At 48.1% G+C, this 17,905-nt stretch carries 16 protein-coding genes; all 16 read left to right on the top strand.

The genetic code is table 11. The features are described 5' to 3' along the window. Positions 1–79: 79 nt before the first annotated feature. The 16 genes from atpD (at position 80) to csaB (ending at position 17,902) form a co-directional block, all read left to right on the top strand. A complete protein-coding gene (atpD, locus tag ABGV42_RS27810; protein WP_347384620.1) occupies positions 80–1,483 on the top strand; it encodes a F0F1 ATP synthase subunit beta in 1,404 nt (467 codons plus the stop codon). A gap of 63 nt (positions 1,484–1,546) precedes the next feature. Continuing rightward, complete coding sequence (locus ABGV42_RS27805) at positions 1,547–1,951, top strand: F0F1 ATP synthase subunit epsilon (protein ID WP_347384619.1); 405 nt, start codon at positions 1,547–1,549, stop codon at positions 1,949–1,951. 420 nt (positions 1,952–2,371) lie between these two features. Beyond that, complete coding sequence (locus tag ABGV42_RS27800; protein ID WP_347384618.1) at positions 2,372–2,569, top strand: hypothetical protein; 198 nt, start codon at positions 2,372–2,374, stop codon at positions 2,567–2,569. Next, on the top strand, positions 2,554–2,811 hold the full coding sequence (locus ABGV42_RS27795) for a DUF1146 family protein (protein ID WP_095291312.1): 258 nt from the start codon (positions 2,554–2,556) through the stop codon (positions 2,809–2,811). The genes ABGV42_RS27800 and ABGV42_RS27795 overlap by 16 nt, the downstream gene beginning before the upstream one ends. 520 nt (positions 2,812–3,331) lie before the next feature. Next, positions 3,332–4,678, top strand: coding sequence for a UDP-N-acetylglucosamine 1-carboxyvinyltransferase (gene murA, locus ABGV42_RS27790; protein WP_347385229.1), 1,347 nt, complete (start codon positions 3,332–3,334; stop codon positions 4,676–4,678). A 641-nt stretch (positions 4,679–5,319) separates the two neighbouring features. Beyond that, positions 5,320–6,411, top strand: a complete 1,092-nt coding sequence (gene spoIID, locus ABGV42_RS27785) for a stage II sporulation protein D (RefSeq protein WP_431523712.1) — start codon at positions 5,320–5,322, stop codon at positions 6,409–6,411. Between the two features lie 857 nt (positions 6,412–7,268). Continuing rightward, positions 7,269–8,003 (top strand): M23 family metallopeptidase, encoded by a 735-nt coding sequence (locus ABGV42_RS27780; RefSeq protein WP_347384616.1) that lies wholly within the window; start codon positions 7,269–7,271, stop codon positions 8,001–8,003. A gap of 171 nt (positions 8,004–8,174) precedes the next feature. Further along, positions 8,175–8,462, top strand: coding sequence for a sporulation transcriptional regulator SpoIIID (gene spoIIID / locus ABGV42_RS27775; RefSeq protein ID WP_024632710.1), 288 nt, complete (start codon positions 8,175–8,177; stop codon positions 8,460–8,462). A gap of 218 nt (positions 8,463–8,680) precedes the next feature. Beyond that, positions 8,681–9,679, top strand: coding sequence for a rod shape-determining protein (locus ABGV42_RS27770; RefSeq protein ID WP_347384615.1), 999 nt, complete (start codon positions 8,681–8,683; stop codon positions 9,677–9,679). Positions 9,680–9,781: 102 nt separating this feature from the next. Next, positions 9,782–10,666, top strand: coding sequence for a flagellar hook-basal body protein (locus ABGV42_RS27765; protein ID WP_347384614.1), 885 nt, complete (start codon positions 9,782–9,784; stop codon positions 10,664–10,666). A gap of 30 nt (positions 10,667–10,696) precedes the next feature. Continuing rightward, the gene (locus tag ABGV42_RS27760; protein WP_347384613.1) at positions 10,697–11,536 is read left to right on the top strand and encodes a flagellar hook-basal body protein; all 840 of its coding nucleotides are present in this window, start codon (positions 10,697–10,699) and stop codon (positions 11,534–11,536) included. An 11-nt stretch (positions 11,537–11,547) separates the two neighbouring features. Beyond that, positions 11,548–11,775, top strand: a complete 228-nt coding sequence (locus tag ABGV42_RS27755) for a DNA-directed RNA polymerase subunit beta (protein ID WP_347384612.1) — start codon at positions 11,548–11,550, stop codon at positions 11,773–11,775. 468 nt (positions 11,776–12,243) lie between these two features. Further along, a complete protein-coding gene (fabZ, locus tag ABGV42_RS27750; RefSeq protein WP_095291326.1) occupies positions 12,244–12,675 on the top strand; it encodes a 3-hydroxyacyl-ACP dehydratase FabZ in 432 nt (143 codons plus the stop codon). A gap of 113 nt (positions 12,676–12,788) precedes the next feature. Next, positions 12,789–14,510 carry a phospho-sugar mutase gene (locus ABGV42_RS27745; protein WP_347384611.1) on the top strand — a complete coding sequence of 574 codons (1,722 nt, stop codon included), beginning with the start codon at positions 12,789–12,791 and terminating at the stop codon, positions 14,508–14,510. 225 nt (positions 14,511–14,735) lie between these two features. Next, the gene (locus ABGV42_RS27740) at positions 14,736–16,757 is read left to right on the top strand and encodes a DUF5693 family protein (RefSeq protein ID WP_347384610.1); all 2,022 of its coding nucleotides are present in this window, start codon (positions 14,736–14,738) and stop codon (positions 16,755–16,757) included. Next, complete coding sequence (csaB, locus tag ABGV42_RS27735) at positions 16,733–17,902, top strand: polysaccharide pyruvyl transferase CsaB (protein WP_347384609.1); 1,170 nt, start codon at positions 16,733–16,735, stop codon at positions 17,900–17,902. Before ABGV42_RS27740 ends, csaB begins: the two co-directional genes overlap by 25 nt. Positions 17,903–17,905 lie beyond the last annotated feature (3 nt).

Raw genomic sequence — 17,905 nt, 5'->3', positions numbered from 1 at the left:
GAAGGCTTGCACTGCAAAGATGAACGAACGGAACTTTATTTTTGCAAAAGTAGCAGGCTAGTAGGAGGGGAACGTTAAGATGAACAAAGGACGCGTTGTGAGCATCATGGGTCCGGTTGTTGACGTCGAGTTTGATCGCGGCGGTCTGCCGGAAATCCTCAATGCCATTACGATCACTACAGTAACCGAAAGCGGCGTAAGTGTAAGTCTTACACTCGAAGCTTCGAAACATCTGGGTGACAACCGGGTACGTTGTATCGCGATGTCCTCCACGGACGGTCTCGTTCGTGGTATGGAAGCAGTAGATACAGGAGCTCCAATTTCTGTACCTGTTGGGGAAGCGACACTGGGCCGTGTATTTAACGTACTCGGCGAAGCAATTGATACTGGCGGTACTGTATCTGCTGAACATAAAAACCCGATTCACCGCTCTGCTCCTGCATTCGATGAACTGACGACTCAAGCAGAAATGCTGGAGACAGGTATCAAAGTTATCGATTTGCTGGCTCCTTACGCCAAAGGTGGTAAAATCGGTTTGTTCGGTGGTGCCGGTGTAGGTAAAACCGTTACAATTCAAGAATTGATCAACAACATTGCGCAAGAGCACGGTGGTATCTCCGTATTCGCGGGTGTTGGTGAGCGTACACGTGAAGGTAACGACTTGTATCACGAGATGAGTGATTCCGGCGTTATCAACAAAACAGCAATGGTCTTCGGACAAATGAACGAGCCTCCTGGCGCACGTCTTCGTGTAGCCCTTACAGGTCTGACCATGGCGGAATATTTCCGTGATGAAGAAGGCCGTGACGTGTTGCTCTTTATCGATAACATCTTCCGTTTCACTCAAGCGGGTTCAGAAGTATCTGCCTTGCTCGGACGTATGCCTTCCGCGGTAGGTTACCAGCCTACGCTGGCAACAGAAATGGGTCAATTGCAAGAGCGTATCACTTCCACGAAAAAAGGATCGGTTACATCCATCCAGGCGATCTACGTACCTGCGGATGACTATACGGATCCAGCTCCTGCAACTACGTTTGCTCACTTGGATGCAACAACGAACCTGGAGCGTAAAATTTCCGAGATGGGTATCTACCCAGCGGTAGATCCACTCGCATCCAGCTCCCGGATCTTGGCACCAGAAGTTGTAGGTGAAGAACACTATAGCGTAGCACAAGGCGTTAAACGCATCTTGGCGCGTTATAATGAGCTGCAGGATATCATTGCTATCCTGGGTATGGACGAGCTGAGTGAAGAAGACAGAGCGCTCGTTTACCGTGCTCGTAAAATTCAACGTTTCTTGTCCCAGCCTTTCCACGTTGCTGAAGCATTTAACGGTATTCCGGGTAAATACGTTCCGGTTAAAGAAACAGTGCGCAGCTTTAAAGAAATTCTCGAAGGCAAGCATGACGATCTGCCGGAAGCAGCATTCCTCTTCGTGGGTACAATTGAAGAGGCAGTGGAGAAAGCTAAAACACTGGTATAATCTGAATCCAGGATTGTCCTTATGAAGCGAGCTATCCTTCGGATAGTTTCAGGAGGGATGGAATTGAGCACCTTTTTGTTGGAAATCGTAACGCCTGAGCGTTTGGTCTATTCGGAGCAAGTAGATAGCATCATCGCTCGTGGTATTGAAGGGGAACTGGGGATCTTGCCAGGTCATATCCCTATGGTTACTCCATTGCAGATTGCACCGATCACTATCAAAAACGGAAAAGAGAACAAGCAGGTCGCTATTGGCGGCGGCTTTATCGAAGTCCGCAAAGATAAGGTTGTTGTTCTCGCAGAAAGTGCCGAATTCCCGGAAAATATCGATGTGGATCGTGCGCGTGCAGCGAAGGAACGGGCAGAACGCCGTCTCAGCAGCCAAAGCAACCAGGACCACTTTGATCACCGCCGTGCAGAGATTGCTCTGCAAAAAGCGGTTAACCGGATCAACGTATACGGCAAATAAACGATTGAAGGAAGCCCGGCGGCTTGGTCTGCCGGGCTTTTTTGCTTTGCATCGCAGCGATGATCTTCCATATAAGATTGAAGTAATCGTAATTTACTGGATGATTTTATGTAGATTCTCCGTTAATTTTTGTAAACAATGATCACCGATCGTGTGATATTGAATATATTATAGGACTATAGTAGTGGTGATAGTTACCACTAATAGACCCATTTTTGGCCAGTTCAATCCAGATTATTTCCGAGGAAATGACAAGATCGATATCGAAATAGCGCTCTTTTATGTCGTTTTAGTCACAAAATCCCGATGATTTAAATTTAAAATATTTTCAAAGTGGAAATCAATGTAATTGACAATGTATGATGAAAGAGCCTATATTCCATAGAGTCAGCAGAGATTGCAGCTGCGAAGATGAATTCCATGATCATTCACAGCCAGATTGTGCTGCTCGGTGATTGGGCAACAGGAAGGATCTCCATATGGGGTACTTCAGCGGTGAATCAGTTGTGTTGTGCTGGAACTTACCATTCTTATGATTTTAAGTTAGGGATGACAAGCAAAATTACGCTGGTGGCTGCAACAAATGTGGAGGTAATGAATATATGGATATTGATCTGACGAATCAGTTGAACCAGTCATTAAGCACTAATGGGTTAGTTTCGATTGTCGTCTCGCTATTATGTATAGCACTTGCATGGTGGGCACTGCAAAACCTGAAGCTTGATCTGATCATCAGACAGCCAAAGGGAGCTCAAGGAAGATTGCTGCATTTATTGCTTGCCATTATTCTGGGTCATGCCGTATCTGGGTTCGTTATTGATTATTTATCATGGACCCAAATGTTGCGTCATTTGTTTTAATGCTGAGATGGTTGGTTAATCATCTGTTAGGTTCTTTATGCAGGCTGATTGTCGAATAACATCGATTGATTGTGTCAACAATTAGAGTATGACTCGCCTGCTAACAATTAAGAAAAATGTGTGACGTGTAATTGGTTGAATTGAGATGATTTTGTGTAAAAATGCTTGTATCGTACAATTCAAAAATGTTATGATGGAAGTTAGGGAATTAACATTTGTTCACTTTAACCTGAGGTTATAAACGGGATCCCCGGTAATTTACCGGCTAATAATTATCCCAATCCGTCTGTCCTGATGTTTTGCTGACCTGTAAGCCTTGATTACAAGTTTGCAGGCAATCAGCACGGCAAGTGTTATCATCAATTTTGGATTATAAACCAATTCTTTTCTGAACAGACATCTAGGGCGTTTTTTGCCGGGTAATGTCGAAATTCCACACACAGCAACAGTCCTTTCTAACACAGAGGGCTTACGTATTCCGGAATGAAGAAAAGGGAATAAAAGCGCGGAGGGAACCATGATGAGCAAATTTATCGTCCGCGGTGGCAAAAGGTTGACCGGAAGTGTCAAAGTTAGCGGCGCTAAAAATTCTGTTCTTCCGATCATCGCTGCCTCTCTACTAGGGGAAGAAGGACAAAGCGTTATTATTGACGCGCCTCCTCTAGACGATGTGATGACGATTAACAAAGTGTTGGAATCGCTGGGAGCGGGTGTTACATACCGGGACGAAGTGATTACCGTAAATGCGGAAAAACTTACTTCCTGCGAAGCCCCGTATGAGTGGGTAAGTAAAATGCGGGCGTCTTTTTTGGTCATGGGGCCTTTATTGACGCGTATGGGCCATACAAGAATTTCGCTTCCTGGTGGTTGTGCCATCGGAACACGGCCGATTGATCAGCATTTGAAAGGTTTTGAAGCCATGGGTGCCGAGATCAGCTTGGGCCAAGGCTATATCGAAGCTCGCAGCCAAGGACGGTTGCGCGGTGCTAAAATTTATCTGGATGTAGCTTCTGTAGGAGCTACTCAAAATATTATGATGGCTGCAACTTTGGCTGACGGTGTAACCGTACTGGAGAATGCGGCAAAAGAACCTGAGATCGTGGATCTGGCTAACTTCCTTAACGGAATGGGTGCCAAAGTCCGTGGCGCGGGTACCGGGGTAATTCGCATCGAGGGTGTGGAGAAACTCACTGGCGTGAAGCACACGGTAATTCCGGATCGGGTAGAAGCAGGTACTTACATGGCTGCTGCTGCAATTTCCGGTGGCGACGTGTACATCGAAGGTGCGATCTCCGACCATCTGGGTTCAGTTATTGCGAAGATGGAAGAGATGGGAGTAACCATCCTGCCAGATGAGAATGGGGTGCGTGTTATTGCGGACCGTCCACTCAAGGCAGTAGATGTGAAAACATTACCATACCCTGGATTCCCTACTGACATGCAGTCCCAGATGATGGCGCTCTTGCTGGCATCTGAAGGAACAAGTGTCGTAACAGAGACGGTGTTTGAGAATCGCTTCATGCATGTGGATGAATTCCAGTTGATGAATGCGGAGATCAAAGTGGAAGGCCGTTCGTCCATCATTACTGGTAATGCCAAACTGAAGGGTGCCAAAGTTACAGCTACCGATTTGCGTGCGGGTGCTGCACTCATTATTGCGGGTCTGGTTGCTGAAGGTACAACTGAAGTCGGCGGTGTTCATCACATCGACCGTGGCTACGTTCACCTGGCTGAGAAGCTGAATGGACTGGGAGCCGACATCTACCGTATTTCGGTTGAAGAACCGAAACTGGACGCAGCTAAGCCTGTAAGCGAAAAAGCTGAGGAAGAAGTACCTTTGTTCAAGGTACAACCGACTTGGGCTTAAAATATGTGATTAGAAAAGCTAAGCCATCTGGCTTGGCTTTTTTTATGCCTTTTTTTAGACAGGACACTATTAGAAGTATGGGTTCCAAATCAGTACCTGATTCTATTAATAGCTGGTCCTAATGGGTCTAATTTTGAACATATACAACCAAATGAAAGAACATCAATAGAGAACGCGAAGTATGGTTATGGATCTTAAAAACAGCGTAGAACAGCGGTTTATCCACTATAGCAGAGCAATGTTAAGCTAACATTAAAAAGAATCGGATGCTCTTTCTTTCTCTCAAATTTGGTTCTATCAGATCCGCATAGCTCATACCCTAAACTATGGATTTGAACAAAAGGACCGGTTAATGACGGCCTATGTACAACGGAGGGTATGACGAAATGAAAGAAGCTCGTATACAGGTTAAGGTACCCATTGTCCCCCGCCCCATCAGGGAAGAGTCACAGGAGAATTCGGAAGCCGGAATGGAGAGAGACAAGCTCGCGGCGATGAATACCAGAATTCCATCTTCAGAGGCAACAAGAACGATCCATCCAAACCCATCGGGAGCAGCAAGCCAGTCTGAGCGTGAGTCAAGGGGAATCCACGTACCGGTCATAGAACTTGATCAGTTCCGCCGAGTAAAGAGACGTCGGATGAGGACATTCGGCAGAGGGCGCAGATGGTCAAGTGGTTCCAGACGCTGGCAACCAGCTGCAGCTATATCAGGGCTCTTGGCGCTGGCACTTCTGATCCCTGCCATCCTAGTGTGGCCCCGGGCAGGTGATCCGGTAAAGCCGATCCCCATTACCCCCTCAACAGGCAGCGTAACGAATCCCGTTCCTGTACCGGCTGTGCCAGTGACGTACCCCGAACCCCATGTAAGAGTGTATCTGTCGGCGACGGGAACAACGATGAATCTTCCGCTTGAGGAGTACGTGACGGGTGTCGTTGCTGCAGAGATGCCTGCCGAGTTCAGGCTTGAGGCATTGAAAGCCCAGGCGATTGCAGCGCGTACCTTTATCGTCAGAAGGCTGGCAGCGAATGATACCAGCGGTGTACCCTCGGGTGATGCAGATGTAACGGATACTGTCAGTCATCAGGTGTTTCTTCCACCGGATCAGGTGAAGGAGGAATGGAGACGGTTAGGGAAAGCGGAGGAATGGGAAAAGTTACAGCAGGCCATCCGCGAAAGCCGGGACGCCGTGATGACATATCAGGGCAAGGCCATTACCGCCTCCTTTTTTTCTACAAGTAACGGTTATACGGAGAATGCTGAGGATGTATGGGGAAATGTCGTACCCTATTTGAAAAGTGTATCAAGTCCATGGGATCAGAAGTTAGCCCCGGGATTCAAGGAGACCGTCACAATGAAGCGCAGCGAAATTCTACAGAAGCTGAATCTGAGCGGCAGCGCCATCCCGGTTACTGCCCAGGAGAACGGCTCCTGGATGGAAGTGCTGTCCACAACAGAAGGTCACCGGATTAAAGAGATACAGATCGCAGGCTCAACGTTCAGCGGACCAGAAGTAAGGAAGCTGCTTGGATTAAGATCCAGCCAGTTCAGCTGGAAGGCTGAGGGCGATGAGGTACAGATTACGACCTACGGATACGGACATGGCGTGGGTATGAGCCAGTGGGGAGCGAATGGCATGGCGCAGGAGGGTCACACCGCGACACAGATCCTGAAACACTACTATACAGGCATCTCCTTTGGACAGGCATCGAAGATGCTGGCCTCGAAATAAGAGACACCAATACGGATGAATAAAAGCCAATCAATCTGAATTAATCCGGATATATCCGAATAAATGCGAGTTAATCCGAATTAATTCGAATGAACACAAATGTACGCAGATGAGCAGGGTTAGGTTATGCCTTTTATACACCAATGACTCTAACGAATCTGAGATACCTTATTGAGCCATATCACTCGATTGGAAATTTTAACGAATCTCAGACGCGTTATATCAAGAGATATACGCAATAAAAGCGATAATTCTCCCAAATGAGTAATTAGAGTGTCAACGATTCGTTAGAATTCCCAAGCTGTGAATTTCTCTCCAATAAGGCCACTTGGGTTCGTTAGAAATATTTCATTATCTAATCTCAAGGTTAGATGGAACAGTCATTAGTGCCGCGGCATCGCCAAACTCTCATCTCACTTTAACGCTTAGAGCGCAATAAATTGGTTTATCTAATCACATCCCATTTCATGTCGCGTCGCTTTCAGCCGATAAACTCGCTTCATAGAAGGATAGGCCATTACAGCCAATCCGGGCTTCTCTACCAACCAACCATTCCGGAGCTTTCGAGATTCTGCTATATATACGGAAAGTGAGAGCGTACGGGGAGCGCAGGGGACAGAAAAGACCTGTAGAAGCGTAGCGTCCGCCTTTATCATCGGATTTCTCCCTTGGGAGAATATAATCAGGAAATCCGGGGATAACAGCCGGTCGAAAGGTTTTCTGGCCCCGAAGCGGCGCACGTATTAACCGCTCATTCCCACATATATAGCATTCTCTGAAACCTCCGTGAAAAAAATTAGAGTCGCGCGTGTATAAAAGAGTTGCACCCGGTAACACTTGTTACTGAGGTGATCAAGATGAATGAACAAAACAAAAAAACGGGCCAAGAAGAAACTCCTAAAACAACTCAAGGAGTACCGGCCAGCCAACCATCTTCATGGAAAAGAGCAATGTCCAAACGTTGGGTCTTCCCGGCAGCCTACATCGCAGCAGCAGGCATTATACTAACATTAGTGTGGGTCTATCAGGGTACAGGCGAGAAAACGCTGAACTCGGATCCTGCTAGTGGAGTCGTAGAGACGGGAGCATCGGGTACAGAAGAAACAGCAGTTGGTGGAGAAGAAAGTGTGGAAGTTGTCGCCAAGTCGGAGAATTTTGCATGGCCAGTAGCCAGTCCGTCGGAAATTTCTGTTGTTAAACCGTTCTATGAGAACGAAGGCTCTACGGAAGAACATGAAGCCGCAATGGTGCAGTACAACGATACGTTTATTCCAAACACAGGCGTAGACCTGGCACGCGGAGATAACAAATCGTTTGAAGTAAAAGCAGCACTCGGGGGTAAAGTTACACGGGTTGAGCAAAATCCGCTGACAGGTCAAGTTGTGGAAATCACGCACAGTGATAACCTCAAAACCGTATACCAAAGCCTGTCTGACGTCAAAGTGAAACAGGATGACGAAGTGAAACAGGGAGATGCAATTGCATCCGCTGGCGTAAATGAATTGGAAAAAACGCTCGGCAACCACCTGCACTTCGAAGTGTACGAAGACGGTCAACCGGTTAACCCACAAGGATATCTTCCGGAAAAATAAATGAATTTTAACGCAGAATGAAAAGGGCAGAGGGAAATCCCCTCTGCTCTTTTTTGTGCTTTTCTGAAATTATTGGGACCTTCGAAGCTTGTCACACCTTTAAACCGCGAATATATAGGCATGCTCCTCATATAATGTACCAAACTATCCACACAGTAGGGAGGCGGAAGCGTGCACGATTACATCAAGGAACGGACCATAAAAATAGGTCGCTGCATTGTCGAGACGAGGAATACGGTCCGTACCATTGCCAAAGAGTTCGGCGTGTCAAAGAGTACTGTGCATAAGGACCTGACGGAGCGTCTGCCGGAAATCAACCCTGATCTTGCTGACCAGGTGAAGCATATCCTGGAGTACCACAAGTCCATCCGCCACTTGCGGGGCGGTGAAGCGACCAAAATCAAATACAAAAAAACAAGCGGTAAAAAGCGCGAGGTACTGGCTTCCGCTAAATCGTAACAACCGCGAAAAGACGTAGGTCAAAAAGCTCACACATGGATTGAATCCCTCCCCTGAAGTATGATATGTTAAAAGCTGGTACAGGATCGAATTATGACATCTTATCAGCCCGATTTTTACATATATATGTTGCACTTTGTCGAACGAGCGGTGACGTGATAAGGGACTCTTTTTCACAGGATACGCTGACCAAATAATATCACTTTGGGGGCTCTTTTATGTTTAGCAAGGATATCGGTATTGATCTTGGCACGGCGAACGTGCTTATTCACGTGAAAGGAAGTGGGGTCGTCCTCGATGAACCTTCCGTCGTGACCATTGAAAGCGATACGAAGCGGGTCCTTGCTGTTGGGGAAGAAGCCCGTCGTATGGTGGGGCGTACTCCGGGTAACATTGTTGCCATCAGACCGCTGCGTGACGGCGTTATTGCGGACTTCGAAATTACGGAAGCGATGCTCAGACATTTCATTAACCGTGTGGGGGCGAGAAGCTGGTACAGCCATCCGCGTATTCTGATCTGTGCACCGACCAATATTACTTCCGTGGAGCAGAAGGCTATTCGTGAGGCTGCGGAGCGCAGCGGTGCCAAAGAAGTATTTCTGGAAGAAGAGCCGAAAGCGGCAGCCATTGGTGCAGGAATGGATATTTTTCAGCCGAGCGGCAATATGGTCGTGGATATCGGCGGCGGAACGACTGACGTTGCAGTCCTGTCTATGGGCGACGTAGTCACCGCCTCTTCTATTAAAGTCGCGGGGGACAAGTTTGACGAAGCGATTATCAAATTTATCAAAGCCAAGTACAAACTCATGATCGGTGAGCGCACTGCCGAGGATCTGAAGATTGCGATTGGTTCTGTGAACCCGGCTGGACGTCAAACCGAGATGGACATCCGCGGACGGGATATGGTATCCGGTTTGCCTGTTACCGTAACGGTGTCGGGAAAAGAAGTGCAGGAAGCGCTATGGGATTCCGTGCAATCCATCATCGTTGCAGCAAAATCGGTATTGGAGCGGACGCCACCAGAGCTGTCGGCCGATATTATTGACCGGGGTGTTGTTTTGACAGGCGGAGGCGCTCTGCTTAATGGACTGGACGAGCTTTTGTCCAATGAACTGCATGTACCGGTATGGGTTGCAGAGGATCCGATGCATTGTGTCGTGAAAGGGACAGGCATTATGCTCAATAATTTGGATCAAGTGGTTAAGAAAAAGTTCTGATCTGCCGATATAAGTATCAAAGGTTCGCCTATGCTCGGGAACAGAACGGACAAGCAATGATCCTGCAGTGCAGGACAAGCGCTTGAGGAGAGGGGTTTATTCATGCTAAGAGGTTTGTACACCGCTACCGCGGGAATGATTACGCAACAACGCCGCCATGACACAGCGACTCAAAATATTGTTAATGCGAACACAACGGGATATAAACAAGTGAACAGCGTAAGTCGTTCATTCCCGGAAATGCTCATTACGTTGGTCGGTGGAGATGCCAATGTTCCGACGAAGCGGCTGGGCAAGCTGAACACTGGGGTGTTCGCGGAAGAGAGCTTGTCCATGAATTTGCAGGGAGCGATTATGGAGAGTGGGCAAAAGAGTGATTTTGCCATATCGTCCAATCTGGCCGTAAATGATCCGCAGACGGGACAACCTGTCGCTTTTGACGGTTCCGGCAAGTTTGTACGAGCTGACGGCACGGTGATCTATCAGCCTCAAGCGTATTTTACGGTGCGGGATAATGAAGGCAATACAAGATATACACGTGATGGTCACTTCCAGGTTACAGGAACGGGAGAACTGTTGAGCACAACGGGAGCTCAGATATTGGATAATAATGGACAGCCAGTAGTGTTGACAGGCTCGGTGGACCAATTTAAAGTGGATGAGCAAGGCCGTCTTGTTGATGCGGTCACGGGTGCACCGACAGGTGTTACGCTTGGAATCAGCGTTATTGATCAGCCGAACCAACTGGTTCGTCAGGGTGACGGTAATTTTAGTCTGTATGATCAAGAAGGTGCTACAGCGCGAATGATGGCTGCGGGAGATAATGTGCAGATCCGTCAGGGTTATCTGGAAGGGTCGAATGTGGATGCTTCTCAAGCTACGGTGGATATGAATGCCGCTTATCGCGCGTATGAAGCGAATCAGAAGGTTGTGCAGTTCTATGATCGAAGCTTGGACAAAGCCGTCAATGATGTAGGTCGTGTATAACGCGCGGCAATAGAGAGGATGAATTACTAAATGAATAATTCCATGATTAGTGCGAAGGTCTCGATGACCGCGATACAGCAACGTCTGGATGTCATTTCCGATAATATTGCCAACGTGAATACGGCAGGCTATAAAAGCAAGCAGGCGGCGTTCGAGGATGTACTGACCCGGGTGCAGCAGCAGCCGGACAAGTATAAGCTCGATGGACGTTCCACCCCAATGGGATATAATCTGGGATTTGGTGCCCGGTTGACGAGTGTGACGAAGGATATGTCTCAGGGGACACTGAATGAGACAGGCAGTCCAACGGATTTGGCAATCGAAGGCAACGCGATGTTTGCCGTTGAAGCGAATGGTCAGAAAATGTGGACACGTCAGGGAGCATTCCATTTTGTCCCTGATCCAACACCTAACCCGAACCCCAATGCACCTCAGATGATGGTGCTGGTTAACGGGGAAGGCTATTTCGCGCTGGATCGTCAAGGTAACCGGATCACGGCTCCGAACAATAGTAAAGTGGCCTTCGACGAGAAGGGTAACCTATTGATTCGTCGCGGCAATGAAGCCAATGCAACGATTGGAGCTCAGCTGCAGCTTGTAGACATCGAACGTCCGGAAGGACTTGTGCAATACGCAGATAATCTGTTTGGTCTGGATGCCGGCTTGACCGAGGATGATGTGTTTGGCGCTAATGCGGCTACACGTGATTCCGTAGCTACGATTCGTGCGGGTTATCTGGAGCAGTCCAACGTGGATCTGACACAGGAGATGGCACTATTGATGCAAGGACAGCGGACCTATCAGCTGGCAGCACGTGCACTGACATCAAGTGATTCGATGGCAGGTCTTGCCAACACTATAAGAGCATAAAGGTGAATGCGATGACAGATACACAGAAGCAGAGCAGCAAGCCGGAGAAGAAGGAAGTCAAGAAGAAGAAAAAGAGTGGATGGCGCGTTGCCAGATGGTTCCTGATTCCGGTCTTGCTTGTTCTTGCCCTCGCTGGCGGCATGGTCGCTGGTTATGTGGTACTGGGCAAACAGGATATCGGCTCCGTGTTCCAGTGGAGTACCTGGAAACATGTATATGATCTGGTGTTCGCTTCATGATCGTGAAATAGCGAAAACTCCTGCGCAGGCAGGAGTTTTCTTTTTCGCGTTGAAAACAGTATAATGATGGATGACGTTTGACGTCAAAAGAGGCCTCCCCTGCGAAAGACAATTGTCATCGCGAAGAGAGACCCCTTATCTCAACCTTCACTACTGCAGTCATGAAGGATATTAGTAGTGTTAACCGAAAATGCGTTTTTCATACCAAATAAACATAACCACATTTATATGAGGTTCATTATCATAATGGTTGTGTTTTAGCGACGTAGTGGAGGGGACGGAATCGATTCTGTAGAAGCGAAGCGTTCGCCTTTGTCTCCAAATTTTTACCTTCAAAAAAATGAATCGAGAAAATTTGGAGACAACAGCGATCGGAAGAACGATCCGTAACCGTAACGGCCACCGCGCTCGCAAGCAATTATGTTGGGAATGATTCACATATAAGTGACCCTGAAAGGAGATTACACTGTGCTCGATAGCAAACAGATTCAAGCCATTATCCCGCACCGTCCCCCGTTTCTGCTGGTGGACAAGATTGTAGAAATGGAGGATGGCAAACGCGCCGTTGGTTTGAAGAATGTAACCATTAACGAACCGTTCTTCATCGGTCATTTTCCGGAATATCCGGTAATGCCAGGGGTGTTGATCACCGAAGCACTGGCTCAAGTAGGCGCAGCAGCCATTCTTAACGTGGAGAGCAATAAAGGCAAAATCGGCTTTTTGGCGGGACTGGATAATTTCCGATTCCGTGGACAAGTCGTGCCCGGAGATACGTTGATGCTGGAAGTGGAAATTACACGTCTGAAGGGTTCGATCGGTAAAGGCAAAGCGACAGCCCGTGTGGAAGACAAAGTCGTCGCTGAAGGCGAAATCATGTTTGCCCTGTCTGACCCAAGCTGATTACAACCATGAGCATTTGCATCAGTCAGAGTGTGTATATAACGGATTGATGCAAGATGCTGAAGCAGCTCAGCAAACCATTGAATTTATATAGACGGAAGGGGTTTATAGGAATGGAACAGTTAAGCGAAACAGCAGCACAGACGTTACAGCAGTGGTTGGAGGATGCTTCGATTGATGAAGCGACGAAACAGGAGCTTCGTGATTTGCAGGATCAGCCGAAAGAGCTGGAGGATCGTTTCTATCGAAATCTGGAGTTTGGTACAGGTGGATTGCGCGGGGTCATTGGCGCCGGGAGCAACCGGATGAACAAGTACACCGTTGGTCGGGCGACTCAAGGTTTTGCACGTTATCTGCTCGAACAGCATGGGGACAAGGAAGGCAGACCTTCTGTGGTTATTGCCCATGACTCCCGTCACTACTCGCCTGAATTTACGCTGGATGCTGCGTTGGTTCTTGCCGGAAACGGCATTGTAGCCAAGCTGTTCACATCCCTGCGCCCTACGCCGCAGCTGTCCTTCAGTGTGCGTCACTTGCAAGCGACGGGCGGTATTGTGGTAACGGCAAGTCATAACCCACCGGAGTATAATGGATACAAAGTATACAACCACGAAGGTGGCCAACTGGTACCGCACGAAGCAGAGAAAGTCATCCAATACATTCAGGAAGTACCTTCCCTTGCCGATGTGAAAAAGCTGACCCAGGAAGAAGCTGAAGCGCAAGGCTTGCTGGTATGGCTGGGTGAAGAGGAAGATCAGGCATTTGTTGATACGGTTGCCAGCGTGAGTCTGAGTCGTGACCTGATTCAATCAGGTGTAGGCCGTGACTTCAAAATCGTCTTTACGCCGCTGCACGGCACAGGAAACATTCCGGTTCGTCGTGTATTGGAGAAGATCGGTTTTGAGCAGGTACATGTTGTGGCAGAACAGGAACAGCCGGATGCTGAATTCTCCACAGTGAAGTCACCTAACCCGGAAGAGCGCGAAGCATTCACGCTTGCCATGAAACTTGGTGAATCCGTAGGTGCTGACATTCTGATTGGTACGGACCCGGACGCAGATCGCATGGGAGCAGTCGTAAAAGACAATGATGGCAAGTACTTCGTACTGTCTGGTAACCAATCGGGTGCAATCATGGTGCACTACGTGCTGAGCCGTCTGCAAGAGACAGGTAAGCTGCCAACCAACAGCGCAGTGGTCAAAACGATTGTAACGAGCGAGATGGGAGCGGTCATTGCGGAGCATTACGGTGCAGAAGTGATGAACACCCTGACTGGCTTCAAATATATCGGTGAAAAAATGAACCAGTTCGAAGCAACCGGCAGTCATACATTCCTGTTCGGATATGAAGAGAGTTATGGCTACCTGGCAGGCAGCTATGCACGTGACAAAGATGCCATCCTGGCATCGATGCTCATTGCAGAAGCTGCTGCATATTACAAAAACCAAGGCAAAACACTGTACGATGTGCTGCAGGAGCTCTATAACCAGTTCGGATATTTCCTGGAGAAGCTGGAGTCCCGTACGTTGAAAGGCAAGGATGGCGTAGCACAAATCCAGGCGAAAATGACAGATTGGCGTTCCAATCCGCCACAAGAAGTAGCGGGGATCGCGGTACAAGATGTGCTTGATTACTCTCTTGGTCTGGATGGCTTGCCGAAGGAAAACGTCCTGAAGTTCATTTTGGCGGATGGATCATGGTTCTGCCTGCGCCCTTCGGGTACAGAACCGAAGATCAAAGTGTACTTTGCTGTACGTGGTGAGAGCCTAGAAGATGCAGAAGGCCGCATTGAGCGCTTGGCTTCCACCGTAATGTCGCGAGTAGACGCACAATAAGTACGATTGTTGTACGAAGCACGAATGATTAAAAGCCTCTCCGCACCGTAAGGTTGGTTGGCGGAGGGGCTTTTCTTTTAGGTGTGATTTTTACAGAGTCAGAAGCAGATTGATCGGATATTCGAAGGCTTGTTGACACAAGCTGTGTATATACCCGTTAATTATTTGAATGAATTACTTGAGCTGAACGTGGATTTGGTTCCAACACTTGAGGAGGTACATGTAGTGCGTCAAAAATGGCTTTATTGGAATACCGCTTCCCGGAAGTGGCTGTGGCTTGTTGTCATTATAGGACTGATCGCTTCCATCCCTGTTATCAGTGACCGGGTACAGACGGAATCGTCGGCCAAAAAGGTGGAACTTGTATTCAATTATAGAGGTCTGTTGGATATATCGGCTTATCAAGCCCATCCCCAAGATTTTATGAATGAGCAATTGACTCGTCTGAAAGATGCCGGCGTAACAACAATGGCCGTATTCGAGAGTACGCTGGATGAGCTTAGAAAGTCACGGAAACTGACCGTATATAACGGGCAGGATGTTGCTAACCTGACTCAGAACGTGGTTTCTCCTAACGAGAACTTCACGTATGTATTGTTCACATCCGAAGAAAATGCCCAAACCTATACACCCATCATTGAACAAACGTTCGCGGATCGTCAGATTCCGGTTGTTCCATGGGAATTTGAAGGTCGAAGCGGCTTGATTTTGCAGACTCCTCCGGAGAATGCCAACATGCAGCCGATGCAGCCGGATCCGGTTGCTATTCAAATGCTGCGTGATAAAGGGTTTTACATTTTGCCAAGGATCGCAGATAGCGTGCCATACAGCCAGGAATCCATGGAGCGCCTGCTGACCTTCTTCGAAGAGAATGGCGTGAAACGCATCCTGTTTGATGGTGATGCAGTGAAAGGGTACAATGATAATGCGGAGATGAAGAGTCTTGATCAGTTCGCACAATTGTTGAACAAACATGACATTGGACTTGCAGCCATTGAAAACTTGAAGAAACCTCAATCCGGCTTCGAAACCCTTGCCTACAAAACGGACTACAACGTTGCTCGTTTGTATTCGTTAAGTGAGGGAGATGCCAATCTGGATGTAGACGTCATTGCGGACCGTTTTGTGCTTGCTACCAAGGACCGTAACATCCGCATGCTCTATCTGAATGCAGGACCTAGCCGGAACACGGCCAAAGCCATGATTACGGACCCGATTGAGAACCTGATTAACAGTCTGGGTGAGCCAGGGCATGCCATTGAACGCATGGAGAAGCGCGGATTCGAGCTAGGACAGGCTGAGGCATTTACAGTAAAAGAATCTTCAATTCAGCGTTATGCCAAGCTGGTTGCGCTAGTTGGTGCAATTGCCATGATTACCTTAATGGTGTCATACTTCGTACCACTGTTGACCTTGCTTGTGTTTGTATTAGGTTTGGTTGGAAGTGCGGGCTTGTTCCTCCTGAAACCGACTTTGCTTGAGCAGGGGATCGCCTTGCTCGTTGCGATCTCCGCACCAACCATCGCAATGGTGCTTGCGGTTAGAACCGTGAATTATCAGCAGCAGCGTCAGCCCAATGCATCTGCGGGTCGTCGATTGGCACAAACGTTGATATTGTATGTAAGAACGTCGATTCTGTCGCTCCTTGCGGTTCCATTTATGATCGCATTGCTCAACAGCATTACGTATAGTTTGGTCATTAACCAGTTCAGGGGCGTGAGCCTGCTGCACTTTGCGCCAATGGGACTGGTAGCTATTTATATCTTGTTTTATCGTGGATCGGGTACGATTTCCATTAAGCAAATCAAAGGAATTCTGCGTACACCGGTTAATGTACTGATGGTTGTTCTGGCGGTTGTTGCAGCCGCAGCTGGATATTATTATTTGACACGTACAGGGAACTCGGGTTCAGTAACCCCATTTGAAATGTTCCTGCGTACAACGCTGGAAGATACATTTGGCGTACGACCAAGGTTCAAAGAATTTGTGCTGGGACACCCGCTGTTTATCGTTGGCGTGTTCGCCGCTTTAAAATATCGTCAAGTCATCTTTGTACTCATTATTGCAGCGATTGGACAGTTGTCCATGGTGGATACGTTCGCGCATATCCATACACCGGCTGTATTATCTCTCATTCGTGGAGTGATGGGACTGGGAATTGGCTTAATCTTCGGTATCATTGCTGTGGGTGTGTGGCAAGTAGCGGAAGGATGTTGGAAAAAATGGTCACCACTTCTCAAAAGTTAGTCATCTCGGGATATTACGGATTCCGCAACAGCGGAGACGAAGCGGTACTTAAGTCGATTCTGACTGCATTGGAAGAGGAGAGTCACAGATCCGGCGTCAACATTGAGCCGATCGTGCTCTCCATCGATCCGGAGTCGACGACCGCCATGTATGGGGTACGTTCCGTTCACCGTATGAAATTGAAGGAAGTTCGCGAAGCAATCAAGGAAAGTGACGGATTGATCAGCGGCGGCGGAAGCTTGCTGCAGGATGCAACCGGACTGAAATCCATTCCCTACTATCTGGGTGTAATCAAGCTGGCCCAGTGGCTAAAAAAACCTACGTTTATTTATGCTCAGGGAATCGGTCCCGTTAACCGTAAATTCTTTAATCCGATGATCCGATCCGTATTTAAGGGTTGTAAGTATATATCGGTTCGGGATGAACAATCGGCTGATTATCTGCGCGGACTTGGATTGCAGTGGAATCAGATTCATGTTGTACCTGACCCGGTTATGGGACTGCCTTTGCCGGAGGGTAGCAGGGAAAAGGATGTCACGACGGGGACTGTGCCGGATCAAGCGAGCGATGGTTCATCTGCGGGGCAAACGAAACTTCCAGTCATCGGTGTATCCGTGCGTTTCTGGGAGTCCGATCGGAAGGAACTGACGGCGATTGCCTCAGGACTGAAGAAGCTATGTGCCAAAAAAGCAGTGCATCTGCGTTTTATGCCATTTCATTTGCCGAAAGACGAACAGGCCTCCCGTTTTATTATGGAGATGCTCGGAGACGTCACTAGTAAAGGCAGCGAGGTCAGCATAACTCCGAATCTGACCGATCCACAGCTCATGCTGGAGGAAGTCAGCAAGTGTGATGTTGTCATTGGCATGCGTCTGCACAGTTTGATCTATGCCGCATCGCAGTATGTGCCACCTGTGGCTATCTCATACGATCCTAAAATCGATCAGTTCATGCTTCGTCTAGATAGTGAGCCTGTAGGAAATACGACTGCACTCGATGGGGACAAGCTGGCGAAGAGCGTAGCCTCTCTTCTGGATCAACGTTCACAGTGGTTGAAGGAAAACGAAGATCGCATTACCGAACTGAAGCAGGAGGCCAGAGTGCCTGCACAGCAAATTATTAACTATTTAGGCCGCAAAGGGTGAGAT

It is taken from the genome of Paenibacillus pabuli (assembly GCF_039831995.1).
GTDB classification, from domain to species: Bacteria; Bacillota; Bacilli; order Paenibacillales; family Paenibacillaceae; genus Paenibacillus; species Paenibacillus pabuli_C.
Note: the sequence above shows the minus strand (reverse complement) of the source record. Positions and strands in the feature narration are given on the sequence as shown.

Excerpts from the sequence above, each read along its gene's own strand:
- spoIID (WP_431523712.1), top strand. The coding sequence starts at position 5,320 with ATGAGGACATTCGGCAGAGGGCGCAGATGGTCAAGTGGTTCCAGACGC.
- murA (WP_347385229.1), top strand. The coding sequence starts at position 3,332 with ATGAGCAAATTTATCGTCCGCGGTGGCAAAAGGTTGACCGGAAGTGTC.
- ABGV42_RS27760 (WP_347384613.1), top strand. The coding sequence starts at position 10,697 with ATGAATAATTCCATGATTAGTGCGAAGGTCTCGATGACCGCGATACAG.
- csaB (WP_347384609.1), top strand. The coding sequence starts at position 16,733 with ATGGTCACCACTTCTCAAAAGTTAGTCATCTCGGGATATTACGGATTC.
- ABGV42_RS27765 (WP_347384614.1), top strand. The coding sequence starts at position 9,782 with ATGCTAAGAGGTTTGTACACCGCTACCGCGGGAATGATTACGCAACAA.
- atpD (WP_347384620.1), top strand. The coding sequence starts at position 80 with ATGAACAAAGGACGCGTTGTGAGCATCATGGGTCCGGTTGTTGACGTC.
- ABGV42_RS27745 (WP_347384611.1), top strand. The coding sequence starts at position 12,789 with ATGGAACAGTTAAGCGAAACAGCAGCACAGACGTTACAGCAGTGGTTG.
- ABGV42_RS27795 (WP_095291312.1), top strand. The coding sequence starts at position 2,554 with ATGGATATTGATCTGACGAATCAGTTGAACCAGTCATTAAGCACTAAT.
- ABGV42_RS27800 (WP_347384618.1), top strand. The coding sequence starts at position 2,372 with ATGATCATTCACAGCCAGATTGTGCTGCTCGGTGATTGGGCAACAGGA.
- ABGV42_RS27780 (WP_347384616.1), top strand. The coding sequence starts at position 7,269 with ATGAATGAACAAAACAAAAAAACGGGCCAAGAAGAAACTCCTAAAACA.
- ABGV42_RS27770 (WP_347384615.1), top strand. The coding sequence starts at position 8,681 with ATGTTTAGCAAGGATATCGGTATTGATCTTGGCACGGCGAACGTGCTT.
- ABGV42_RS27755 (WP_347384612.1), top strand. The coding sequence starts at position 11,548 with ATGACAGATACACAGAAGCAGAGCAGCAAGCCGGAGAAGAAGGAAGTC.